Origin of the sequence: Photobacterium halotolerans DSM 18316 (assembly GCF_000425165.1) — a bacterium.
Taxonomy (GTDB): Bacteria; Pseudomonadota; Gammaproteobacteria; order Enterobacterales; family Vibrionaceae; genus Photobacterium; species Photobacterium halotolerans.
Genome location: NZ_KE384319.1, coordinates 816,188 through 835,080 on the forward strand (window position 1 = coordinate 816,188; position 18,893 = coordinate 835,080).

The window sequence follows — 18,893 nt, forward strand, 5'->3', positions numbered from 1 at the left end:
GCGAATGGTTTCTTTATTTGTCGAAAATAATTTTAATCAGATAGTTACAGTATTAGATAATAATAAATTAGCGGAAAGCTACTTTTTCACTTTCTTTACTTTTTAAAGGTATCCACCACGTTCGTGTATTTCAGCAAAACCTCAAGATGCGTTAACACTCCTCTTTTATAAGGAAACCTTTATGGCCAAATTTAAGCAATTAGCGCTCATCGCTTTACCCTTATTCAGCCTGACTCCGGTTGCTCACGCCTCATTGTATGGCGACTGTATTGACTCTGGTGAGGCGCTTGTCGATGCCCGGTTCGGAGGCTCCTACACCAAAGATGTGGATGATTCTTCCCAGGATCTGGCCTCTTCCACCATCAAAGGCTATCTGAACGTACAAGGCCGCAGCAGTTGCCTGCGTCTTGAAGGGGTGGCCGGTATTGATGGCAAGTTACTGAATAATGATATTCAGGTGGCCTCTGTTACTGCGGGGGCCACAGCAACCAATACCGCGCAATTCGCCGTTGACGGGCGCGTCAATGTCATGGGGACCGATATCCTTTCTCAGGAATACACTATGTCCGCTGAAGAAGGGCCATCACTGAAGAAAGACCTGCCGATCCTGCCGATTCCGGATCTGGGCCTGTATGCGGGTATCCCGCTGGGACCTGTCATTCTGGATGTCGGTGTCGGTGTAAGAACCAAGCTCAACGTGGCACTGGAAGCGGGTTATGACAACCTGGCACTGACTGCCAAAGCCGTGCCCAGCGCCGATGTGACAGGATTCACTGAAGCCTCCGCCCGCATTTTGCTCAATAAAATCTCTCTCGGCGGTGAAGTGTCCATTATCTCGGATGATCTGGCCTTTGAAACCTATGGTCGCTGGGATGCGCCGCAAAACGGCTTTGCGTTTGGCTACGGCATTACCAACACCGCCAACCTGGCCGGTGGCAATATCTACGGCTCAGTGAACGATAAGTACAAACTGACCATCTATGAATGGCCTGGCTACACCTTTGAGAAAACGTTAGCGCAAGGAAACACTTTCCTGCCCGTTCAGTAATCTCAGCGCCCTTCCTCCCCGCATCCAAAGTGCGGGGAGCATCTCTGTGTCATGAGTCAATATTCTATGAAGAACAAATTACTTTTTATTCTGCTGCTGGTCAGCTGCGTAGCCGCAGGCGCCGCGCTGTTTCGTCTTTCGGGATCGCCCGCTTCCGCCGTACCTGACCATGAATCCGCTTCTGCCTCAGCCCTGCCATCTGCCACGCAAACAAACCCGAACAGCAATACGCCGGCTTTTCAGGACACCGGCACGCCGTCTCCACACACTGACAACACCGCCTCCGAGACATTTGCCAAACACGTCTTTGCGCTGCAATACAGTGCCGATATCGCTTTTTCAGCCCCTGGCACTACCGTCGAGCAAACGATCCGTTTTGATATCAGCGGCGACATGATCCAGTACCGGCAAATCCGCGATGATCACATCTATAAGCTGATCAGAATACCGTCACCGGACATTACAGCCGTGGTCAATCAGCAGGCCAATCCCGAGATTGTGGCGGCAATTCGTCAGCAGGTACAGGAAGGCGTAGAGTTCATCAGCTCCCCGGAAGGAGAGATCCTGGAAGTCTACCTGTCGCAGCCTCATCCGTCGCTGAAGTCCATGGAAACGATCGCCTTCATGATGCAGCACATTATTCCGGAAACGGTCAGCGGCAAGGCGCAATGGCAACGCTCCGAACAGGATTACAACGGCGAGTTCACCGCTTTCTACAGCCTGCAGCCGGACACAGCGCCGACGCCGGCAATCGACAGTTACGCCTTATTCAAGCGTCGTGAACTGGAAAAATCCGTCTATGATCAGGCGAGTGGAGATCAGGCCCGCGGACTGGCAAACCAGCTCAAGCCTGTCTACTCCTTCAGTCATCAGGCCCGCTGGGATCAACACAACCGAATGCTGCAATCGCTGTCTGTCGATGAAAGCGTCGAGCATCTGCTCAACGGCCAGCCGCTGGCAAGCAGTAACAACCGCTTGGTTCTGAACCTGACGTCATGGTCTGAGCACATCAGCCAGAGCGACCTCGCCCTGATCCAGGATGTCCAGTCACAGCGTCAGATTGAGTTAACCGCCGCTGAGGTGTTTCTCTCCACCGGGGGCAAAGCCAGACAAGGTGCCGGGGCGCAAGGAGAAGAGACTGCCGAACAGCAAAAGTCAGATCAGAACGCTCAGGGTATCAACACTTCTGCGGAAGCCGCTTATCAGGAAATCAAAGATCTTTATGATGCCATGCTGTCTCTGGATGGTCTCGAGAGAGTCAAAGCAGAAAGTCAGCTGAGCGCCCTGCTGCAAAACTTTGCCCGCACCTATCCCGGCGATCTGGATCTGCTGACCGATGATCTGGCCAAATTTGGCACTCATGAGCCGGGATTCAGCCTGTATCTGAGTGCATTGAGTACGGTGGCCAGCCGCGCTTCACAGGACGCTATGCTGACCACGCTGAATGCCAGGATGCACGAGAATCAGGCAGCAGCCTCAATCATGGCGTCGCTGGCGCTGTCGCCGCAGGGCAATACGCAAACCTTTGAACGCTTCTCCAATATGGTCGGCAACAGCCCGCTGGCGGCGTCGATGCCAGCCAATGTCGATCTGGCCAAAAGTGCCATGGTTCAGCGCATGGGCGTGGAAGACAGCGCCACGGCCAGCGCTTATGTCTCTGATCAATTACAGAATCTCAAGTCTGCAGCCGATACCTCGGCGACCCTTCATCACCTGACGGTGCTGGGCAATATGGGGCAATACCTGAGCTACGAGGATTTGCAAACCTATACCGAACAATCCAATACCGACGTTCGTCAGCGGGCCACCCATGCCCTGCGCTTTGTTCCCGGCCCGGATGCCACCGATTATTTATTACAGACGCTCAAAGAGGACGCCAATACCGCCACCCGCGAAGTGGCCGCCAATTCTCTCAGTTACCGCGCGCTGGACAACAGGACGCTGGATCAGCTCCGACAACAGATTGCGACTGAATCCAGCCAGCAGATAAAAGACAGATTGCAGGACATAGTCGATAAGTACGCGCACAATCAGACCGAAACAGCCCAGTAGATCACAATATCAGTCACTCCTGATATCAATCGCTCTCGGTATCAATCAGAGAGTGACGGCCCCCACAGCCTGTTGCCTGTAGCAGCAAAGCAACAGGCTTTTCTTTTGCCACTACACGCAGCAGGCAGGACGGGACGCCATAGCCCGTAACCGCTCAATATCCTGATGGTATTGACTCTTGAGGCAGTTAGAGTCAACCAGCCCCTGTATTTGCTTTTTCATCCAGCCCGGAAGATTGTCAGAAAGCCGGTAAAATACCCATTGTCCCTGTCGGGTATCAGTGACCACACCGCTGGAACGCAGCATCGCAAGATGGCGTGAGATTTTAGGCTGGCTTTGCTGCAAAGATTCTGTCAGCTCTGCCACACACACCTGTTCCTCACGCGAAATAATCAGCAGACAGCGAACCCTGGTTTCATCTGACAATAATTTAAAAAACTGATGGGGCAATAGCATGGGGTACCTCATAGTCGGGGAGGCGGATATATTACGTTCAACATCACCAAGGTCAATGCTGAATGCGCCGCTTCATCAAACATTCACAAAAAAGATCAGGTTAACAACCATACAGAAAACGGCTGATGAAGAAGTCGGCCTGCTGCTTTAAATGCACAGCCGTATCTGAACTGGTTTCGACTTCCCAGTACACATGCCGGCACCCGGCAGCCACAGACAACTGATACCGGTACGAGGCGTAATTGATATCAATGACATAATCAAACGATTTAGCCAGGTTATGGGTGGGCTCTATCGCGATACAATCGTAGTAGCCCAGCTCTTCCAGGCTGTCATCACTGACCGATGCGTCCTCCGTTGCATAGTAACAGACCTGATAGTAACCACCGGCGAGCCGGTGCAGCAGCTCTCCGGCAATCTTTGCCATAGCCACACTGGGGTATCCCAGAATAATCACTGTTTTCTTGTTCATAACCACAATAAAAGATTGATCAGGGTGCCAGAAAAATGACGCAATACCAGTGAAGCCGCAAGCGATGAAATCGAAAACACAGAAGCACATCCACATAACCATATATGCAAATAAATCTTCATTTGTCTGTCACAAACAGCTTGTAGCTTTTATTGGGTGAACCAAACCAATGACAAATCAAACGGAGCGAAATGTCATGAACAACACCCTTCCTACTGTACTGCTAGGCGCTTGCATTGCCACTCTCGCTACCAGTGCCCACGCACGTGAACTGGTTAAAATCGATGGTTCGAGCACGGTTTTCCCTATCGCCGAAGCCATGGCAGAAGAATTCCAGATCGAGGAAAAAGGAAAAACCATGGTGACTGTGGGTATCTCTGGTACCGGCGGTGGCTTTAAAAAATTCTGCCGCGGAGAAACAGACATCTCAAATGCGTCTCGCCCGATCAAAGACTCAGAACGTAAGATTTGTGCCGAGAACGGCATCGAATTTATCGAGCTGCCTGCCGCATTGGATGCACTCACCATTGTGATCAACCCTGAGAATAACTGGGTGACACACCTCAACATTGAAGATCTGAAAAAGGCCTGGGAGCCGGCGGCTCAGGGAAAAATTACCAGCTGGAAGCAAGTCAACGCTTCTTTCCCGGATCGCCCGTTAAAACTCTTCGGTCCGGGTACCGATTCCGGCACCTATGACTATTTTGTCGAGGCAGTTGTTGAAGGTAAATCCAGCCGCGGCGACTACACCGCCAGTGAAGATGACAATGTCATCGTTCAGGGGGTCGCCAGTGACGTCAATGCGCTGGGTTTCTTTGGTCTGGCCTACTATGAAGAAAACAAAAACAAACTCAAAGCAGCGCCCATCTCCTGGAATGGCAGCAAAGCTGTTTCACCCAGCGTAGAAACGGCTAAAAACGGGACTTATCAGCCGCTTTCCCGCCCTATTTTCATCTACGTCAACAAGCAGTCTGCTGACAATAAACCGCATGTAGAGCGTTTCGTTAACTTCTTCATGAGTGAAGATCATGCGCCGCAGCTGGTGAAAGAAGTGGGCTATGTGCCACTGCCGGAAAAGGCGTATAAGCTGGCTCAGGACAACTTCAAAGCCCGCCGCACCGGCAGCGTATTCCATGGCGCTGAAGTCGGTATTGGGATTGAAGAGCTGCTTGCCCGTACCCCAAAATAATTCACATCAATTCACTGGAGTGGACCTGACAGGTCCGCTCCTTTGTGTTTAAAGGTTGTCGAATGAACCCATTAACTTCCTCTGCGGCTCCCGTTTCACAGGCCTTTTTAAGACGAAGGGCGTTGTGGAATAACATCAGTCGGTATGTGCTAATGCTGGCAGCGTTAACCTCTGTGCTGGTAACAGTCGGAATTGTTTATGTACTGATTTCAGAGTCCCTGCCCTTCTTCCAGCATGTCGCAATCACCGACTTTTTAACCGATACCCAGTGGACACCCATGTTTGAAAACGCCCACTTTGGTGTCATGACGCTGGTCTCCGCCACATTGACAGTGGCCGGTATTGCGCTGGCGGTTGCTATTCCGGCGGGTCTGGGACTGGCCATTTACCTCAGTGAATACGCAAATGACAAAGTGCGTGAAACGGTTAAACCCTTTCTGGAACTGCTAGAAGGTGTTCCGACGGTTGTTTACGGTTTCTTTGCCCTGCTGTTCGTGACCCCTTTACTGCAAACCTTCCTGCCCGGATTATCCGGTTTCAACCTGCTTGCACCCGGTATTGTCATGGGCATCATGATTTTGCCCTATACCGCGTCAGTCAGTGAAGATGCCATGCGTTCAGTTCCCATGCAGTTAAGAGAGGCGGGCTATGCGCTGGGTTATTCACGTTTTCGGGTTGCCACCCATGTTGTGATCCCCGCGGCCTTGTCCGGGATTACCGCCGCCTGCATTCTCGGCATGTCCAGAGCAGTAGGCGAAACCATGGTAGTCGCCATTGCGGCCGGACAAAATCCGCGCTTCGGGTTTGACCCGACAGAAGGCGCGGCCACCATCACTTCATTTATCGTACAGATGGCAATGGGGGATTTGCCACACGGCACTATCGCCTATCAATCGGTGTTTGCGGCAGGTCTGGTGCTTTTCCTGATCACGCTGCTGTTCAACATTATAGGCTTCTACCTTCGCCGCCGCTTCAGGGAGGCATACTGATGAACCAGGTTTTAACACTCAATGACATAGTCGGACGAAATAAACGCACCGACTTCATCATTGCCGGTATTGGCATTGCTATTTTACTGATAGCAATGTCGCTTCTGGTCAGCGTTTTTATTGATTTGCTGTATTCAGGCTGGCCACGCCTCTTTGACGCCTCTTTTTACACCAACTTTCCTTCGCGCCACCCTGAACGGGCGGGCATCTTATCGGCCTGGGTCGGTACCAGTCTGGTGATGCTTGTCACTGCCGCGATCGCCATTCCGTTTGGGGTTGCCGCAGGCCTCTATCTGGAGGAGTATGCACCGAAAAACTGGCTGACGAACATTATCGAAATCAACGTGAGCAACCTGGCCGGTGTTCCTTCCATCATCTACGGTTTGCTGGCTTTAGGGCTTTTTATTTACGGCTTTGGTCTGGGCGAAAGCATTCTGACTGCCGGACTGGTGCTGGCGCTGCTCATTCTTCCCGTCATCATAGTGGCAACGCGTGAATCTATCCGCAGTATCCCGCAGGAACTGCGTGAAGCCGCTTACGGACTGGGCGCCGATCAATGGCAAACGGTCCGGCTGTATGTACTGCCTGCCGCCAGACCCGGCATTCTCACCGGCACCATTGTCGGCCTGGCCCGGGCGATTGGTGAAGCCGCACCTGTTATCACTATAGGCGCACTGACCTTTATCGCCTTTCTGCCTGAGTCCCCCTTCCAGGCAGAGCCGCCATTCATTAATTTTGACTGGCTTTCCAGTCCTTTCACATTAATGCCCATTCAGCTATTTAACTGGGTATCTCGTCCTCAGGCGGATTTTCACATCAACGCCGCAGCGACCGGTGTGGTGCTCATGGCAATGACCATACTGATGAACGGCATCGCCATTTATATCCGTTACCGACTGCGTCGTAACATGAAGTGACAGAGAGGTTTTTATGTTTAAACAAGTGATTACGTCAGTGACCCCTAAGTCAGAATCTCACCCGACCGCTAACCGCCAGCAGCCTGGATCTTCCGCGCAATCGACACACACCTCGGATCCATTACGGGCCGAAGTCAGGAATCTGCAATTTTGGTACGGCGGTAAAGTCCAGGCCCTGAAAGGGGTCAGCCTGCCCATTGCAGATAAAAAGATTACCGCCCTTATCGGTCCCTCCGGTTGCGGTAAGAGCACGCTGCTCAGAAGTATTAACCGGATGCACGATCTCTATCCGGGCAATCGTTACGACGGGGAGATTATTCTCCATCCGGACGGTCACAACCTGATCACCATGGCTCCCGAGCTGGTGCGACTGACTGTCGGTATGGTGTTCCAGAAACCGAATCCGTTTCCCAAATCCATTTATGAAAATGTCGTGGCGGGTCTGCGCATCCGCGGTATACGCAATAAAGCGGAATTAGAAGAAAGAGCCGAATACTCTCTGCGCAGCGCCGCATTGTGGGATGAAGTCAAAGACAGATTGCACACTTCTGCCTACGGTCTTTCCGGGGGGCAGCAACAACGGCTGTGTATCGCCAGGGCGCTGGCCCCCAAACCGGACTTACTGCTGCTTGACGAACCCACCTCAGCGCTTGATCCCATCGCTACCGCCAAAATCGAAGACTTGCTCAGTGATTTGCACAAAGAGATCACTGTCGTGATAGTTACCCATAACATGCAGCAAGCCGCCCGGATATCCCATTATACGGCTTACATGCACATGGGTGAGATGGTGGAATTCTCTGAAACCAGCAAGCTGTTCAGTGCACCGGAGAATGAAAAAACCCGAGACTATATCACCGGCCGGTTTGGTTAAGGAAAATGATGACAGCACATACGTTAAAAGCCTTTGACAGGGACTTGGCACAGATTCAGCGCCAGATAAACGAGCTGGGCAACATTGTCCTGCATGAGCTGGAGCAGGCGCTGGTGATCTTTGATGCGCCAGACCCTCAACTAGCCCAAAATGTTATTGAAAACGATCGTCTGGCCAATGAATACATGGCAAATATTGAGTTTCACGGTGCGCAAGTGCTGGCCAGACAGCATGCAGTTGCCGACGATCTGCGCTTTATTCTGTGTTCAATGCGGATGGCGTCCCATCTTGAGCGAGTGGGTGATTACGCTAAATCCATGGCAGTCAAATCCGGCCACTTCAAGCGTCGGCTTGATCATGATCTGAACCATCAGTTTCATGCGATGCACACCCAGATCGTTGCCATGCTGAAAAATGTGTTGGAAGCCTACAATAACCGCAATGTTATCCAGGCCGATGTGGTCTGGGAGGGTGATGAAACCTTAGACGCCACGTATAAAAGCCTTTATACCGCTTTAATTGATGGCTTCAGTGATATCAACAGCAATACACAGGAGCAGGTCGATTTGTTATTCATTGCCAAAGGGCTGGAGAGAGCCGGGGATCACATCAGTGATATCGCCAAGGATGTTCACTTCATGGTCAAAGGTGCCATTCACCGGTAAATTCCACCATTAAATATCAGACTCACGCTGAGAAGCTAAGCGTGAGTCTGATGTGATAAGCACCGACTAGGCAGGATAATACTTACGTTTCATTTTCAGTGCGACATTCACCAGGGCAATCAGAACCGGCACTTCCACCAGTGGGCCAATCACACCGACAAAAGCCTGATCGGAATTCAGACCAAAAACCGCAATCGACACCGCAATGGCCAGCTCAAAGTTATTGCCTGATGAGGTAAAAGCAATAGAGGTGTTCTGATCGTAAGGTAAGCCCATTTTCTTGCCGATAAAGAAACTGGCAAAAAACATGATCAGGAAATAAATCACCAGCGGTATCGCTACCCGTACCACATCCATTGGCAGCTCGATGAGCATTTCACCTTTCAGGCTGAACATCAGCACTATGGTCGCCAGCAGAGCAATTAGGGTGATCGGTGAAATGCGCGGAATAAAGACCTGGTTGTACCAATCCTCGCCCTTGGCGGCGACCAGCCATTTGCGGCTCAGAAAGCCCGCAAGAAAAGGGATGCCAAGATAAATCAAGACACTCTCAGCGATGTCGATGATTGTAATATCAACCGCAAACCCCTGCAGCCCGAACAGTGGCGGCAGTACCGTAATAAACAGCCAGGCCATTAAGCTGTAGGTCAAAATCTGAAAAGCACTGTTCAGGGCAACCAGGGTGGCCCCGTACTCTTTGTTACCACCACTGATATCATTCCACACCAGCACCATGGCAATGCAACGTGCCAGACCAATCAAAATCAGCCCGACCATGTATCCCGGCTGATCACGCAGGAAAATCACCGCGAGTGAAAACATCAGAACCGGACCGACAATCCAGTTCATGATCAGTGACAGGGTGATGGCGCGCTTATCCCGGGTCACCTCCCCCAGCAGGCTGTAGTTCACCTTCGCCAGCGGCGGGTACATCATCAGAATCAAGCCAATCGCCAGCGGAATATTGGTGCTTCCCACTGACATCGATTCATTCCATTGTGCCACCCCGGGAAAGGCCACTCCCAGACCGACACCGGCCGCCATGGCTAAGAAAATCCAGACGGTTAAATACCTGTCCAGAAAACGCATTTTATCGGATACAGACACATCCACGCGGGCTTGTGTATTTGTCATGTCAGATTCTCTATCTCAATCAGATGCTTCGCTGGTTAACACGTGCAGATAACTTTTCAGCACTTTCTACACGCTCGGAATAGCGGTCAACAAGCCAATCCTTGTTGTCACGGAGCAATAAGGTAAATTTAAATAATTCCTCGACAACATCGACTATGCGCCGATAATAGGCTGACGGCTTCATTCTGCCATCCTCTTCAAACTCCATGTATGCCTTAGCCACCGAAGACTGGTTGGGAATCGTAAACATCCGCATCCACCGGCCCAGAATACGCATCTGGTTTACCGCGTTAAACGATTGGGAGCCTCCTGATACCTGCATCACCGCGAGCGTTTTACCTTGTGTTGGCCTGACGGCTCCAATACTCAGTGGTATCCAATCGATCTGGCTTTTCATAATGCTTGTCATCGCACCGTGCCGCTCCGGTGAGCACCACACCTGGCCTTCTGACCACATCATTAACTCCCGCAATTCTGCCACCTTAGGGTGAGAAGCCTCACAGGTATCAGGCTGAGGCAGGCCCGCGGGATTAAAAATACGCACTTCCGCGCCCATTGCGGTTAGCAACCGGGCTGATTCCTCTATCACTAAACGGCTGTACGATCGCTCGCGAAGTGAGCCATACAACAACAGGATGCGCGGCGGATGCGTGGCATACTGACGGCATAGCATATCTGTCTCTGGAATGTGGAATTCATCCGTTTCTATATTTGGCAACAGTTCTGGCAGCTCAGGCATGACAGCCTCCTAAAAATCACACAGGTTTGCAGAAACCGAATGCAATTCTGCCGCAATCAGTTCTTCATTGTTTTTCAGTGTGTGAGTCAAAACCTCCTGCATCCATACAGGAAGCTGATCATTTAGCCGGTAGTAGACCCACTTACCACGACGTTGATCGCTGACCAGGCCGTTTTTCCTGAGCTCCGCCAGATGGCGCGACACTTTAGGCTGACTCAGATCCAGCGATGACATCAGATCGCACACGCATAACTCACCCTTAGACGCCAGCAATAACAATGATTTAAGCCGAGTTTCCTCGGCCAGTGATTTGTAAAACGTCAATGCATCACACATGGCTTTTCATATATGAAATTTCGAATATGAAAAAGTCTATTGGCTTGCACACCGTAAGTCAATTCAGTTTGAAGCCTTCTGAGCCAATCGTTCGGTTTCATGATCAGTCGCCAGCTGGGTATCCAGATCGTTTGCATACCTAAAACAAGGCCGCGTGGTGACCCGCGCCAGATATTGCATAATCACAGGATCTGGCTCAACCGAACCCAATGCGGTGCAATATTTCAGTGCTGTTGCCCATAACAGATCAGCCGCTGTAAAACGCTCTCCCAGCAAATAAGGGCCAGCTCTGAGTTGCTCAATGAGTACCCGGATCACTGTGTCATAGTCTCCGTAAGGGCTGACCTTTTGCGCATTGGGCACCCACCCCATGGCTTTGTCGCAAACAGCAGGTTCAAAGCAGGCGGAGTAAAAAAGCATCCAGCGCAAATAGGGACCACGCAGCGGCTCACTCAGGCCGGGAGCCAGACTGCCGGAGGAAAATAAGTCAGCCAGATACAAATAGATTGCCACCTGATCAGTAATCAAGGCACCGTCATCAAGTAAAGCCGGCACCTTACCCAGCGGATTAATCGCTAGATAATCTGGTTGCCTGTTTTCCTCCATCAGCATATTCAACACTTTCAGCTCAAAAGGCGTATCCAGCTCGTTGAGCAGGATCAGCACGCTGGACGAACGCGTATGCGGAGAATGGAAAAATACCAGTTCGTTACCCATTGCTTTATCAGACATAGTCGTTTCCTGTTGTTGTTATCAGTCTGGGTCACTATATTGGCAATACCTGTCAGTTTTTGTCAGGTTTGAACACTATCCTGACTCTTTGTGATTTCTTTCTTTAACGGTGGAAAAGCTGATGCGCGCCAGTCGACTCCTGACCATTCTGATGATCCTGCAATCCCGCGATCTGGTCAGCGCGGCAGAGCTCGCCCGCGACTGTCAGGTTTCTGTCCGCAGTATCTACCGCGACATCGACAGCCTGAGCGCACTGGGCATCCCGGTGTACAGCGAACAGGGCGTCAATGGGGGTTACCGGTTGCTGGAAGGCTACCGGACACAGCTCAATGGTTTCTCGAAACAGGAAATCGAAACACTGTTCATGCTCGGTTTGTCCGGCCCGATGCAGGAACTGGGACTCGCGCCCGCCATGTCGGAAGCCAGACTGAAGCTACTGGCTGCGATTCCGGTCAGTCTGCGCACTCACGCCGAACGATTTCAGTCCAGTTTTCTACTGGATACCCCAGGCTGGTTTACAGAAAAGGAAACCGTTGGCGACCTGCCGCAGCTGTTCAACGCAATCTGGCAGAAAAACCAGATCAAGTTTGATTATCAAAGCTGGCATGGCAGCAGCCAGCGGGTCGTCAATCCGCTGGGTATGGTGTTAAAGGCTGGCACCTGGTATTTGGTGGCTCAGTCTGAGGGCCAGTTCAAAACGTACCGGGTCGCCCGCATCCAGGATCTGAAAATCCTTAATCACTCTTTTGAATCACCGATGCCCTTTGACTTATCCGCCTACTGGCAGCAAAGCAATCGCCAGATGGAAGCTGAACTCTACCCAAATACCGCCGAGATCAAACTCACCGCCAAAGGGCTGAAAATGCTAAGCAGCCTGAGTCCGCCTTATGTCCGGCAACACACGCAGATTGGGCAAACCAATGAAACGGGCTGGACCAGCGTCACCTTACCCTCAGGCAAAACCGAACAGGCGATGGTAGAAATGCTGAGATTCGGACCGGAAGTTCAGGTTGTCAGGCCGGAGGCATTACGTCAGGCAATGAAAGACGTCATAGAAGAGATGGTACGGTATTATAGTCAACCGCGAACTGATTGATTGGAATAACATGCCGGGTTGTTCTGCCCCTGCTCTGTTGCCAGGCCAGATAAACAGCGGGCTTGATTCTCCGGGGTTGCCCGCTGCCGGTCATGGTTTATTTCGTGGTATAGCCGCCATTGACCAAAATCGTCTGACCTGTCATCCACCAGCCGTCCGAGACCATGAATACGATCCAGGGAGCGATATCTTCGATATCAGTCAGACCGGTTTTTGAGAACGGGGAAAGTGCCGCAGCCGTTTTATGGTATTCAACCGCTTCTTTCTCTTCAGCCGGATAAAAGAAAGGCGTATCCATCGGGCCAGGGCCGATCGCCGTCACTGAAATCCCCCTCGCACCAAACTCTTTTGACGCCGATCGGGTGAAGTGTTCAACAGGGGCTTTCAGGCCTTCATAAGCCGCATAGAAAGGCGTGTACGCGCCAAGCAGTGACGTCACAATGGTGCAGATTTTGCCATTATCATTCACATGTTTTCCTGCTTCTTTAAGGAAGAAAAAGGCCGTTTTCACATTGACTGCGCAAGATTGGTCAAACACAGCCTCTGTCACCTCCATGATCGGCTGTTTTACCACCATACCCACGGTATTGATCGCAATATCAGGCCGCCCCACGGATGCAACAACATCGTTGAACAGTTTCTCCATTGCCGCCGCTTTGGTTAAATCGGCCTGAAACGCGACGGCCTCTGCGCCGGTAGCCCGGACTGCCGCAATGGTTTCCTCTGCGGCAGCTTGGGTCTCATCACTGTTATAGTGAATCGCCACAGCTTTTGCGCCTTGCCGCGCGAATTCACGTGCCAGTAACCCCCCCAGGTTTTTCGCCCCACCCGTAATCAGCACAACTTTACCTTCAATACCATTTCTAGACATGATCTCTCTCCCTATATCCATTTTCATCACAGCACTGGATGACTATAGTGAGTGATCTACACTAGATAAATCCGATTTCCTGACAGAACCTGTCGGCGTATACGAACAATGTCAGAGGCAAGATGGACAGAATCCAGCAAATGGAAGTTTTTATTCAGGTCCTGGAAAGTGGCAGCTTCACCAAAGCCGCGGAAGCGTTAAATATGCCAAGATCGACAGTTTCGACTGTGATACAGACGCTAGAAAACCGGCTGGGTGTTCAGTTATTACACCGCACTACCCGCAAACTGACGCCAACTCAGGACGGGCTTCGCTATCTGGACACAGCCAGCCAGGTCGTGCAGAAATTTAACGCTTCAGAGCGAATGTTTCATACTGCTCCTCATCAGGTACAGGGACGACTGCGTATCGACATGCCCAGCCGGATCGCGCGCCGTATCGTCATACCGGCTCTCCCTGATTTTTTATCCCGGTATCCCAAAATCAATATCGAACTCAGTATGAAAGACCGGCTGGTCGATCTGGTGGCGGAAGGGGTTGATTGCGTGATCCGGGTCGGTGAATTATCAGACTCAGAGCTGATCTGCAAAAAGCTCGGCGATCTGGCCATCATTTACTGTGCCAGTCCGGCGTATTTAGCTGAGTTTGGCATGCCGGCAAACATTGAAGCCTTAAGTCAGCACCATCTCATTCATTACGCCATCCAGATGCCAGCCCAGCAGGCAAGTCTGGCATACCATTCAGATGGGGAAACTGTCTCGGTGCCCATGCAAAGCCGGGTCACGGTCGACAATGCAGAAGCCTATATTGCCAGCGCCATAGCGGGTATAGGCATTATTGAAATCCCGAAATATGATGTCCAGCACTTGTTGGAAAACAATACCTTGCAGGAAGTCTTGCCCGACTACCAACCCAACCCCATCCCGCTTTCGTTCCTGTATCCGAGCCGGAAAAACCTCTCTTTACGGGTTAACGTGTTTCAGGAATGGATCAGCCAGTTGCTGGCGGAAGCCTGCCTGATCAGCGAAAAAACCCAAGTCCGGCATCGCCGCTCACACTGAGGTGCTGCGCGCTTCATTGGCGCAGGCGAGCAACCACTGTTTAAAGAGAATCTGCGCCTGACTCTCTTTCTGCGCATGCAGCCTGGTGAGCCAGTAAGACCCCTTATGCAGATAAATATCAAACGGCTGCACCAGCTTTTCTTCCATCAGCAGCCTTTCAAACATAACAGGTGGTGCCAGTGCCACACCATAGCCCTGAATAGCCGTTTCGATCATAGCGATTGAAGAATCAAACACTATGGCACTCAGTATTGCTTTCGGCACTGCCACTTTGGCTTCGTTCAGCCACAGTTGCCATTCATCGGGTTGATAGGATCGCAACAAGGTGTGGTTCAACACATCTCTCGGTGAGGACAATGCCTGGCCGATTCCCGGCGGACACAGGACAGTAAACGGCGCGGGAAAAAGCTCAGTCGCCTCCGTGGCATGCCATCTGCCTTTCCCGAACCGGATCAGATAATCCAGCCCTTCCGCCACCGGATCGGCCCTGTTGTTATTGGTCGAGATCCGCAGGTCAATCAGGGGATACCGCGCCTGAAAATCAGCAATTCGGGGAAGCAGCCAGTTCACTGCGAACGTACCGACCACACCCACAGTGACCACTTCCCGGTGAATGCCCTGCGCCAGCATCTCCAGCACATCAGACAGATTATCGAACGCCCCTTGCACCACAGGCAGCAGCATCATGCCCTCTTCGGTTAAATTTAACCCCCGTGACTGACGAATAAATAAAGAGACATTCAGCTGTGCTTCCAGCATCTTCACCTGCTGACTGACAGCAGCCTGAGTCACGCACAATTCAACCGCGGCCTTGGTAAAGTTCAGATGTTTCGCCGACACAAGAAACGCACGAATAGCATTCAGCGGCAGATGGGTAATATTCATTCCTGTGACCTCAGGCTCTCTGACCCTAGATTTTCTTAATGCTCATATTAGATTTCGCACATTGTGCATCGAAAAGACACACTTTAACATCCGCTCCGTGTCCATGGTTTTTCGATGGTTAACATTCACCTTATATTGATGAAGAAGTCACAATGAAAAACACCGTCTGCAATGCAAGATCACTGATTTTCTCTGCTGTAATCCTGGCATCAGCTGCCGCCCCCGTTCACAGCCAAACGGCAGAAAATAAAGCCCCCCTCAAACAAGTCGTGGATGAACAAGCAGAGCGGTTAATGGCTGCTTACCAGATTCCGGGCATGGCGTTTGGCATCACCATCAATGGCAAAGCATATTACTACAGCTATGGGCTGGCAGATGTTCAGCGACAGCAGCCTGTGTCGGAGAACACTATTTTTGAACTGGGTTCGGTCAGTAAAACCTTTGCCGCAACACTGGCCAGCTATGCCCGGCAGCAAGGAAAACTATCGTTTGACGATCAGGTGTCGAAGTATCTACCAGCGCTAAAAGGCAGTGCGGTTGGAAGCACGCCGTTAATTCAGTTAGCCACTTATTCCGCAGGAGGATTGCCGCTTCAGTTTCCTGACAGCGTCACGAACCACGCGAGCATGCTGAACTATTACCGCGATTGGCAACCTGCCTTTCCGGCGGGCACCCACAGGCTTTACTCCAATCCGAGCATTGGCCTGTTCGGTTATATCGCCGCTCAGAGCCTGGGAGATGCCTACCCGGCGCTGATAGAAAACCTCATCCTGCCGGAACTGGGGATGTCCAGCACCTTTGTCAATGTGCCGGCAACCAAGATGCAGGCATACGCCTTTGGCTACAACGCCGCTGGCGAGGCTGTCAGAGTCAGCCCCGGCGCTCTGGATGCCGAAGCCTACGGTGTTAAATCGACCAGTGCAGATATGGTGCGCTATATCGAAGCCAATATCGGGACAGTTTCTGTCCAGCCTCTGATGAAGCAAGCGCTGGCGAATACCAAGACAGGTTACTATCGATCCAGTACCCTGACGCAAGGTCTGGCCTGGGAGATGTATGCGTATCCGGTGACCCTGGACACCTTGCTTGCGGGTAATTCCACCGAGACCATTGTCAACCCGATGCCCATTGATGCAATCGCATCACCCAAGCCTCTGTCAGAGCACATTTGGGTCAACAAAACGGGCTCAACCGGCGGATTCGGCGCTTACGTGGCGTATGTCCCTGCCGAGCAAACCGGCATAGTAATTCTGGCCAACAAAAATTACCCCAACGCCGAACGTATCAAAGCGGCCTATGCGATTTTGAATGCTGCCCTGAAATAGTTCGTCCGCGCTTCAAAATCAGTTGCCCTGTGCCCCGCAGCCGGTCAAACCGAAGGGTGCACAGGGTTCTCTTTTTTACTGCTGACCACAACCACAGCTATCAGTCTAGGAAGAGGTCTTCTTTTGTACCTCAGCGAGCATAAAGGTTAACTCGTCCACTGAGCCGACCGGATAGGACACCATCTCTTCAGCATGGACAGTCTGACCCGTTTGCTCTGAAACAAACCTGGCGAGCTGTTCAGGCTGGAGCTGCCCATCGACTGTCCTGAGCCTGTTCAGTTCTTCTTCACTTAAGGTTTTGGCTGTTCCCGGTAAGTAAATCGTGCCGTAATACAAATCCACCCCGAAAGCGATCAGCCCGGGCACGACAAACAGGAGCAAGCCCGCCGCATTCAAAACGGCAATAGCCGGATCCACCTGACCGCCCCGCTGGCCTTTTCGTTCCGGGTGTAGCAACACACCGCACCCCGACAGCTGAATGGTTAATATCGCCGTCAAACACATCCCCAATGCCTGCTGCTTCATTTGGCCTCCCTACCCCAGTTAGCCTGAAAAATTTGTTGTCTTTTTTTATGACTGCCAAATTTAATTATGGCGATAAATAAGCAAGTTGCAGAAAATGTTGGGAATATTCGTCCGTCAGCGTCTGACCGATGTGCTGTCCGGAACCCGGCCAGCACAGGTCACGCTAGCCATAGCCAGTTTGGTTTCTGCGTAGCGAATTTTTTTCTTTCTGGGACTGGCTAAAAAGTACGCCAGAGTCAGCGGGCCTAACCGGCCCATGAACATCATAAAGATAATGATAAATTCACCAGCAGCGGAAAGATTGCCGGTTAACCCTCTGGACAGGCCCACCGTTCCCAGCGCAGACACGGCTTCGAAGACAATATCCAGCATGGGCGCATTTTCACTGAGCAACAATGCAAAAATAGCCAGCCAGGTCACACCGGCAGAGATTAACGTCAGCGCCAGCGCCTTGCTGACGGTTTCTTTGGTGATTTCGCGTTTAAACACATCCACCGCTTCATCGCGCCGTAAATAGGCGTAAGTCGCTAGAATGAGCACGATAAAGGTCACCACTTTAATCCCGCTTGCGGTACTCAGCGAGCCGCCACCAATGAACATCAGCACGAGCAGAATCGAGGTGGTCGCATCCTCTAACTGGTCAATGGCCAGGGTATTGAAACCTGCCGTACGCGGCGTCACCGCCTGAAACCAGGATGCCAGCCACTTGCCGGACTCACTCAAAGGGGCCAGCGTATTCGGGTTATCGTACTCAATCAGATAAATGGCGATTAATGCCACCAGATTAATGATGACTGTGCCTGATATCATCATCCGGCTGTATACCGTCAGGCGCGACCAGCAGCGATGGCGCTTGAGATCCATCCAGACCGAAAAGCCCAGGCCGCCAATAATGAACAAGCCGGTAATCGTGATATTCACAACAGGATCATCCACATAGGGCATTAAACTGTCTGCACTTAACGCAAAACCGGCATTATTGAAAGCGCTGATGGTATAGAAAAACCCGTGAAACAAGCTCGTCTGCCAGCCCAGCTCCTCCCGCCAGTACAGGGTTAACACTGTGATACCTATCAGTTCGACGACCAAAGCAAACCCCAGTACGGATTTGGCGGTGGCGGCCAGCGTCGATGAGTCGGTCTGGTTAAAGGCTTCCCGGGCGACCGTGCGTTCTAAAAAGCCGATTTTCCCCCCCAGCGCAATTAAGGTCACTATCGCAAAGGTCATTAAACCAAGCCCTCCGCACTGGATAAGCAAGGCAATCACGGTTTGGCCAAACAGCGTAAACACTGTGCCCGTATCGACCACCACCAGCCCGGTGACCGTCACCGCTGATGTTGCAGTGAACAGGCTTTGCACCCAGCTGATAGGCTCGTGAGTGGCAATGGGCAGTTTCAGCAGCCCGGCACCAATAAGAATTAACAATAAAAAGCTGCCACTGAGTATGAAGGGCGGTGCGCCCAGCAGCTTTTTCCCCGCCTTGGGTTTTCGCTCTATGGGAGAGACGGACGGATGCCACAACACCAT

20 protein-coding genes are annotated in these 18,893 nt (G+C 51.7%); 10 read left to right on the top strand and 10 right to left on the bottom strand.

Annotated features, from left to right (window positions below; translation table 11 throughout):
• Window positions 1-181: 181 nt before the first annotated feature.
• Together H511_RS0113070 and H511_RS0113075 are read left to right on the top strand one after the other, a co-directional pair.
• On the top strand, window positions 182-1,048 hold the full coding sequence (locus H511_RS0113070; RefSeq protein WP_027252697.1) for a hypothetical protein: 867 nt from the start codon (window positions 182-184) through the stop codon (window positions 1,046-1,048).
• Between the two features lie 51 nt (window positions 1,049-1,099).
• Window positions 1,100-3,100 (top strand): HEAT repeat domain-containing protein, encoded by a 2,001-nt coding sequence (locus tag H511_RS0113075; protein ID WP_155804867.1) that lies wholly within the window; start codon window positions 1,100-1,102, stop codon window positions 3,098-3,100.
• 111 nt (window positions 3,101-3,211) lie between these two features.
• Here H511_RS0113075 and H511_RS0113080 read toward each other — a convergent pair whose 3' ends face one another.
• The gene (locus H511_RS0113080; protein ID WP_036759515.1) at window positions 3,212-3,556 is read right to left on the bottom strand and encodes a metalloregulator ArsR/SmtB family transcription factor; all 345 of its coding nucleotides are present in this window, start codon (window positions 3,554-3,556) and stop codon (window positions 3,212-3,214) included.
• 100 nt (window positions 3,557-3,656) lie between these two features.
• A complete protein-coding gene (locus H511_RS0113085) occupies window positions 3,657-4,028 on the bottom strand; it encodes a hypothetical protein (protein WP_155804868.1) in 372 nt (123 codons plus the stop codon).
• Window positions 4,029-4,224: 196 nt separating this feature from the next.
• Between H511_RS0113085 and H511_RS0113090 the strand changes: the two genes are divergently transcribed.
• The 5 genes from H511_RS0113090 (at window position 4,225) to phoU (ending at window position 8,662) form a co-directional block, all read left to right on the top strand.
• The gene (locus tag H511_RS0113090) at window positions 4,225-5,217 is read left to right on the top strand and encodes a PstS family phosphate ABC transporter substrate-binding protein (RefSeq protein WP_027252701.1); all 993 of its coding nucleotides are present in this window, start codon (window positions 4,225-4,227) and stop codon (window positions 5,215-5,217) included.
• 62 nt (window positions 5,218-5,279) lie between these two features.
• Complete coding sequence (pstC, locus tag H511_RS0113095; RefSeq protein WP_027252702.1) at window positions 5,280-6,206, top strand: phosphate ABC transporter permease subunit PstC; 927 nt, start codon at window positions 5,280-5,282, stop codon at window positions 6,204-6,206.
• The gene (pstA, locus tag H511_RS0113100; protein ID WP_027252703.1) at window positions 6,206-7,123 is read left to right on the top strand and encodes a phosphate ABC transporter permease PstA; all 918 of its coding nucleotides are present in this window, start codon (window positions 6,206-6,208) and stop codon (window positions 7,121-7,123) included. Before pstC ends, pstA begins: the two co-directional genes overlap by 1 nt.
• A 13-nt stretch (window positions 7,124-7,136) precedes the next feature.
• Window positions 7,137-7,997, top strand: coding sequence for a phosphate ABC transporter ATP-binding protein PstB (pstB, locus tag H511_RS23385; protein WP_081669271.1), 861 nt, complete (start codon window positions 7,137-7,139; stop codon window positions 7,995-7,997).
• An 8-nt stretch (window positions 7,998-8,005) separates the two neighbouring features.
• Complete coding sequence (gene phoU / locus H511_RS0113110) at window positions 8,006-8,662, top strand: phosphate signaling complex protein PhoU (protein WP_027252704.1); 657 nt, start codon at window positions 8,006-8,008, stop codon at window positions 8,660-8,662.
• 66 nt (window positions 8,663-8,728) lie between these two features.
• Here the strand turns inward: phoU and arsB are convergent, their stop codons facing one another.
• The 4 genes from arsB to H511_RS0113130 all read right to left on the bottom strand — a co-directional run bounded on the left by arsB (window position 8,729) and on the right by H511_RS0113130 (window position 11,603).
• Window positions 8,729-9,796 (bottom strand): ACR3 family arsenite efflux transporter, encoded by a 1,068-nt coding sequence (gene arsB, locus H511_RS0113115; protein ID WP_027252705.1) that lies wholly within the window; start codon window positions 9,794-9,796, stop codon window positions 8,729-8,731.
• Window positions 9,797-9,815: 19 nt separating this feature from the next.
• A complete protein-coding gene (gene arsH, locus H511_RS0113120; RefSeq protein ID WP_027252706.1) occupies window positions 9,816-10,535 on the bottom strand; it encodes an arsenical resistance protein ArsH in 720 nt (239 codons plus the stop codon).
• 9 nt (window positions 10,536-10,544) lie between these two features.
• Complete coding sequence (locus H511_RS0113125; RefSeq protein ID WP_027252707.1) at window positions 10,545-10,871, bottom strand: metalloregulator ArsR/SmtB family transcription factor; 327 nt, start codon at window positions 10,869-10,871, stop codon at window positions 10,545-10,547.
• Between the two features lie 63 nt (window positions 10,872-10,934).
• On the bottom strand, window positions 10,935-11,603 hold the full coding sequence (locus tag H511_RS0113130) for a glutathione S-transferase family protein (protein WP_027252708.1): 669 nt from the start codon (window positions 11,601-11,603) through the stop codon (window positions 10,935-10,937).
• A 121-nt stretch (window positions 11,604-11,724) separates the two neighbouring features.
• Between H511_RS0113130 and H511_RS0113135 the strand changes: the two genes are divergently transcribed.
• Entirely contained in the window at window positions 11,725-12,699 is a 975-nt protein-coding gene (locus H511_RS0113135; RefSeq protein WP_027252709.1) for a helix-turn-helix transcriptional regulator, read from the top strand.
• Window positions 12,700-12,796: 97 nt separating this feature from the next.
• Here H511_RS0113135 and H511_RS0113140 read toward each other — a convergent pair whose 3' ends face one another.
• Window positions 12,797-13,570 carry an SDR family oxidoreductase gene (locus H511_RS0113140; RefSeq protein ID WP_027252710.1) on the bottom strand — a complete coding sequence of 258 codons (774 nt, stop codon included), beginning with the start codon at window positions 13,568-13,570 and terminating at the stop codon, window positions 12,797-12,799.
• 140 nt (window positions 13,571-13,710) lie between these two features.
• Between H511_RS0113140 and H511_RS0113145 the strand changes: the two genes are divergently transcribed.
• Window positions 13,711-14,631 carry a LysR family transcriptional regulator gene (locus H511_RS0113145; protein ID WP_211225206.1) on the top strand — a complete coding sequence of 307 codons (921 nt, stop codon included), beginning with the start codon at window positions 13,711-13,713 and terminating at the stop codon, window positions 14,629-14,631.
• Here the strand turns inward: H511_RS0113145 and H511_RS0113150 are convergent.
• The gene (locus tag H511_RS0113150; RefSeq protein WP_027252712.1) at window positions 14,623-15,516 is read right to left on the bottom strand and encodes a LysR family transcriptional regulator; all 894 of its coding nucleotides are present in this window, start codon (window positions 15,514-15,516) and stop codon (window positions 14,623-14,625) included. The genes H511_RS0113145 and H511_RS0113150 overlap by 9 nt on opposite strands.
• 152 nt (window positions 15,517-15,668) lie before the next feature.
• Between H511_RS0113150 and ampC the strand changes: the two genes are divergently transcribed.
• The gene (gene ampC / locus H511_RS0113155; RefSeq protein WP_027252713.1) at window positions 15,669-16,841 is read left to right on the top strand and encodes a class C beta-lactamase; all 1,173 of its coding nucleotides are present in this window, start codon (window positions 15,669-15,671) and stop codon (window positions 16,839-16,841) included.
• 105 nt (window positions 16,842-16,946) lie between these two features.
• On the opposite strand, the gene H511_RS0113160 is transcribed toward ampC, so the two are convergent.
• Entirely contained in the window at window positions 16,947-17,366 is a 420-nt protein-coding gene (locus tag H511_RS0113160) for a hypothetical protein (protein WP_027252714.1), read from the bottom strand.
• Between the two features lie 114 nt (window positions 17,367-17,480).
• Entirely contained in the window at window positions 17,481-18,893 is a 1,413-nt protein-coding gene (locus tag H511_RS23390; RefSeq protein ID WP_051288155.1) for a TrkH family potassium uptake protein, read from the bottom strand.

Bases quoted from the DNA above. Each gene is read 5' to 3' on its own strand.
- H511_RS23390 (WP_051288155.1), bottom strand. From the start codon at position 18,893: ATGGTGTTGTGGCATCCGTCCGTCTCTCCCATAGAGCGAAAACCCAAG.
- H511_RS0113070 (WP_027252697.1), top strand. From the start codon at position 182: ATGGCCAAATTTAAGCAATTAGCGCTCATCGCTTTACCCTTATTCAGC.
- ampC (WP_027252713.1), top strand. From the start codon at position 15,669: ATGAAAAACACCGTCTGCAATGCAAGATCACTGATTTTCTCTGCTGTA.
- H511_RS0113150 (WP_027252712.1), bottom strand. From the start codon at position 15,516: ATGAATATTACCCATCTGCCGCTGAATGCTATTCGTGCGTTTCTTGTG.
- pstA (WP_027252703.1), top strand. From the start codon at position 6,206: ATGAACCAGGTTTTAACACTCAATGACATAGTCGGACGAAATAAACGC.
- H511_RS0113130 (WP_027252708.1), bottom strand. From the start codon at position 11,603: ATGTCTGATAAAGCAATGGGTAACGAACTGGTATTTTTCCATTCTCCG.
- H511_RS0113085 (WP_155804868.1), bottom strand. From the start codon at position 4,028: ATGAACAAGAAAACAGTGATTATTCTGGGATACCCCAGTGTGGCTATG.
- phoU (WP_027252704.1), top strand. From the start codon at position 8,006: ATGACAGCACATACGTTAAAAGCCTTTGACAGGGACTTGGCACAGATT.
- H511_RS0113140 (WP_027252710.1), bottom strand. From the start codon at position 13,570: ATGTCTAGAAATGGTATTGAAGGTAAAGTTGTGCTGATTACGGGTGGG.
- arsB (WP_027252705.1), bottom strand. From the start codon at position 9,796: ATGACAAATACACAAGCCCGCGTGGATGTGTCTGTATCCGATAAAATG.
- H511_RS0113145 (WP_211225206.1), top strand. From the start codon at position 13,711: ATGGAAGTTTTTATTCAGGTCCTGGAAAGTGGCAGCTTCACCAAAGCC.
- pstB (WP_081669271.1), top strand. From the start codon at position 7,137: ATGTTTAAACAAGTGATTACGTCAGTGACCCCTAAGTCAGAATCTCAC.
- H511_RS0113135 (WP_027252709.1), top strand. From the start codon at position 11,725: ATGCGCGCCAGTCGACTCCTGACCATTCTGATGATCCTGCAATCCCGC.
- arsH (WP_027252706.1), bottom strand. From the start codon at position 10,535: ATGCCTGAGCTGCCAGAACTGTTGCCAAATATAGAAACGGATGAATTC.
- H511_RS0113080 (WP_036759515.1), bottom strand. From the start codon at position 3,556: ATGCTATTGCCCCATCAGTTTTTTAAATTATTGTCAGATGAAACCAGG.
- H511_RS0113090 (WP_027252701.1), top strand. From the start codon at position 4,225: ATGAACAACACCCTTCCTACTGTACTGCTAGGCGCTTGCATTGCCACT.
- H511_RS0113075 (WP_155804867.1), top strand. From the start codon at position 1,100: ATGAGTCAATATTCTATGAAGAACAAATTACTTTTTATTCTGCTGCTG.
- pstC (WP_027252702.1), top strand. From the start codon at position 5,280: ATGAACCCATTAACTTCCTCTGCGGCTCCCGTTTCACAGGCCTTTTTA.
- H511_RS0113125 (WP_027252707.1), bottom strand. From the start codon at position 10,871: ATGTGTGATGCATTGACGTTTTACAAATCACTGGCCGAGGAAACTCGG.
- H511_RS0113160 (WP_027252714.1), bottom strand. From the start codon at position 17,366: ATGAAGCAGCAGGCATTGGGGATGTGTTTGACGGCGATATTAACCATT.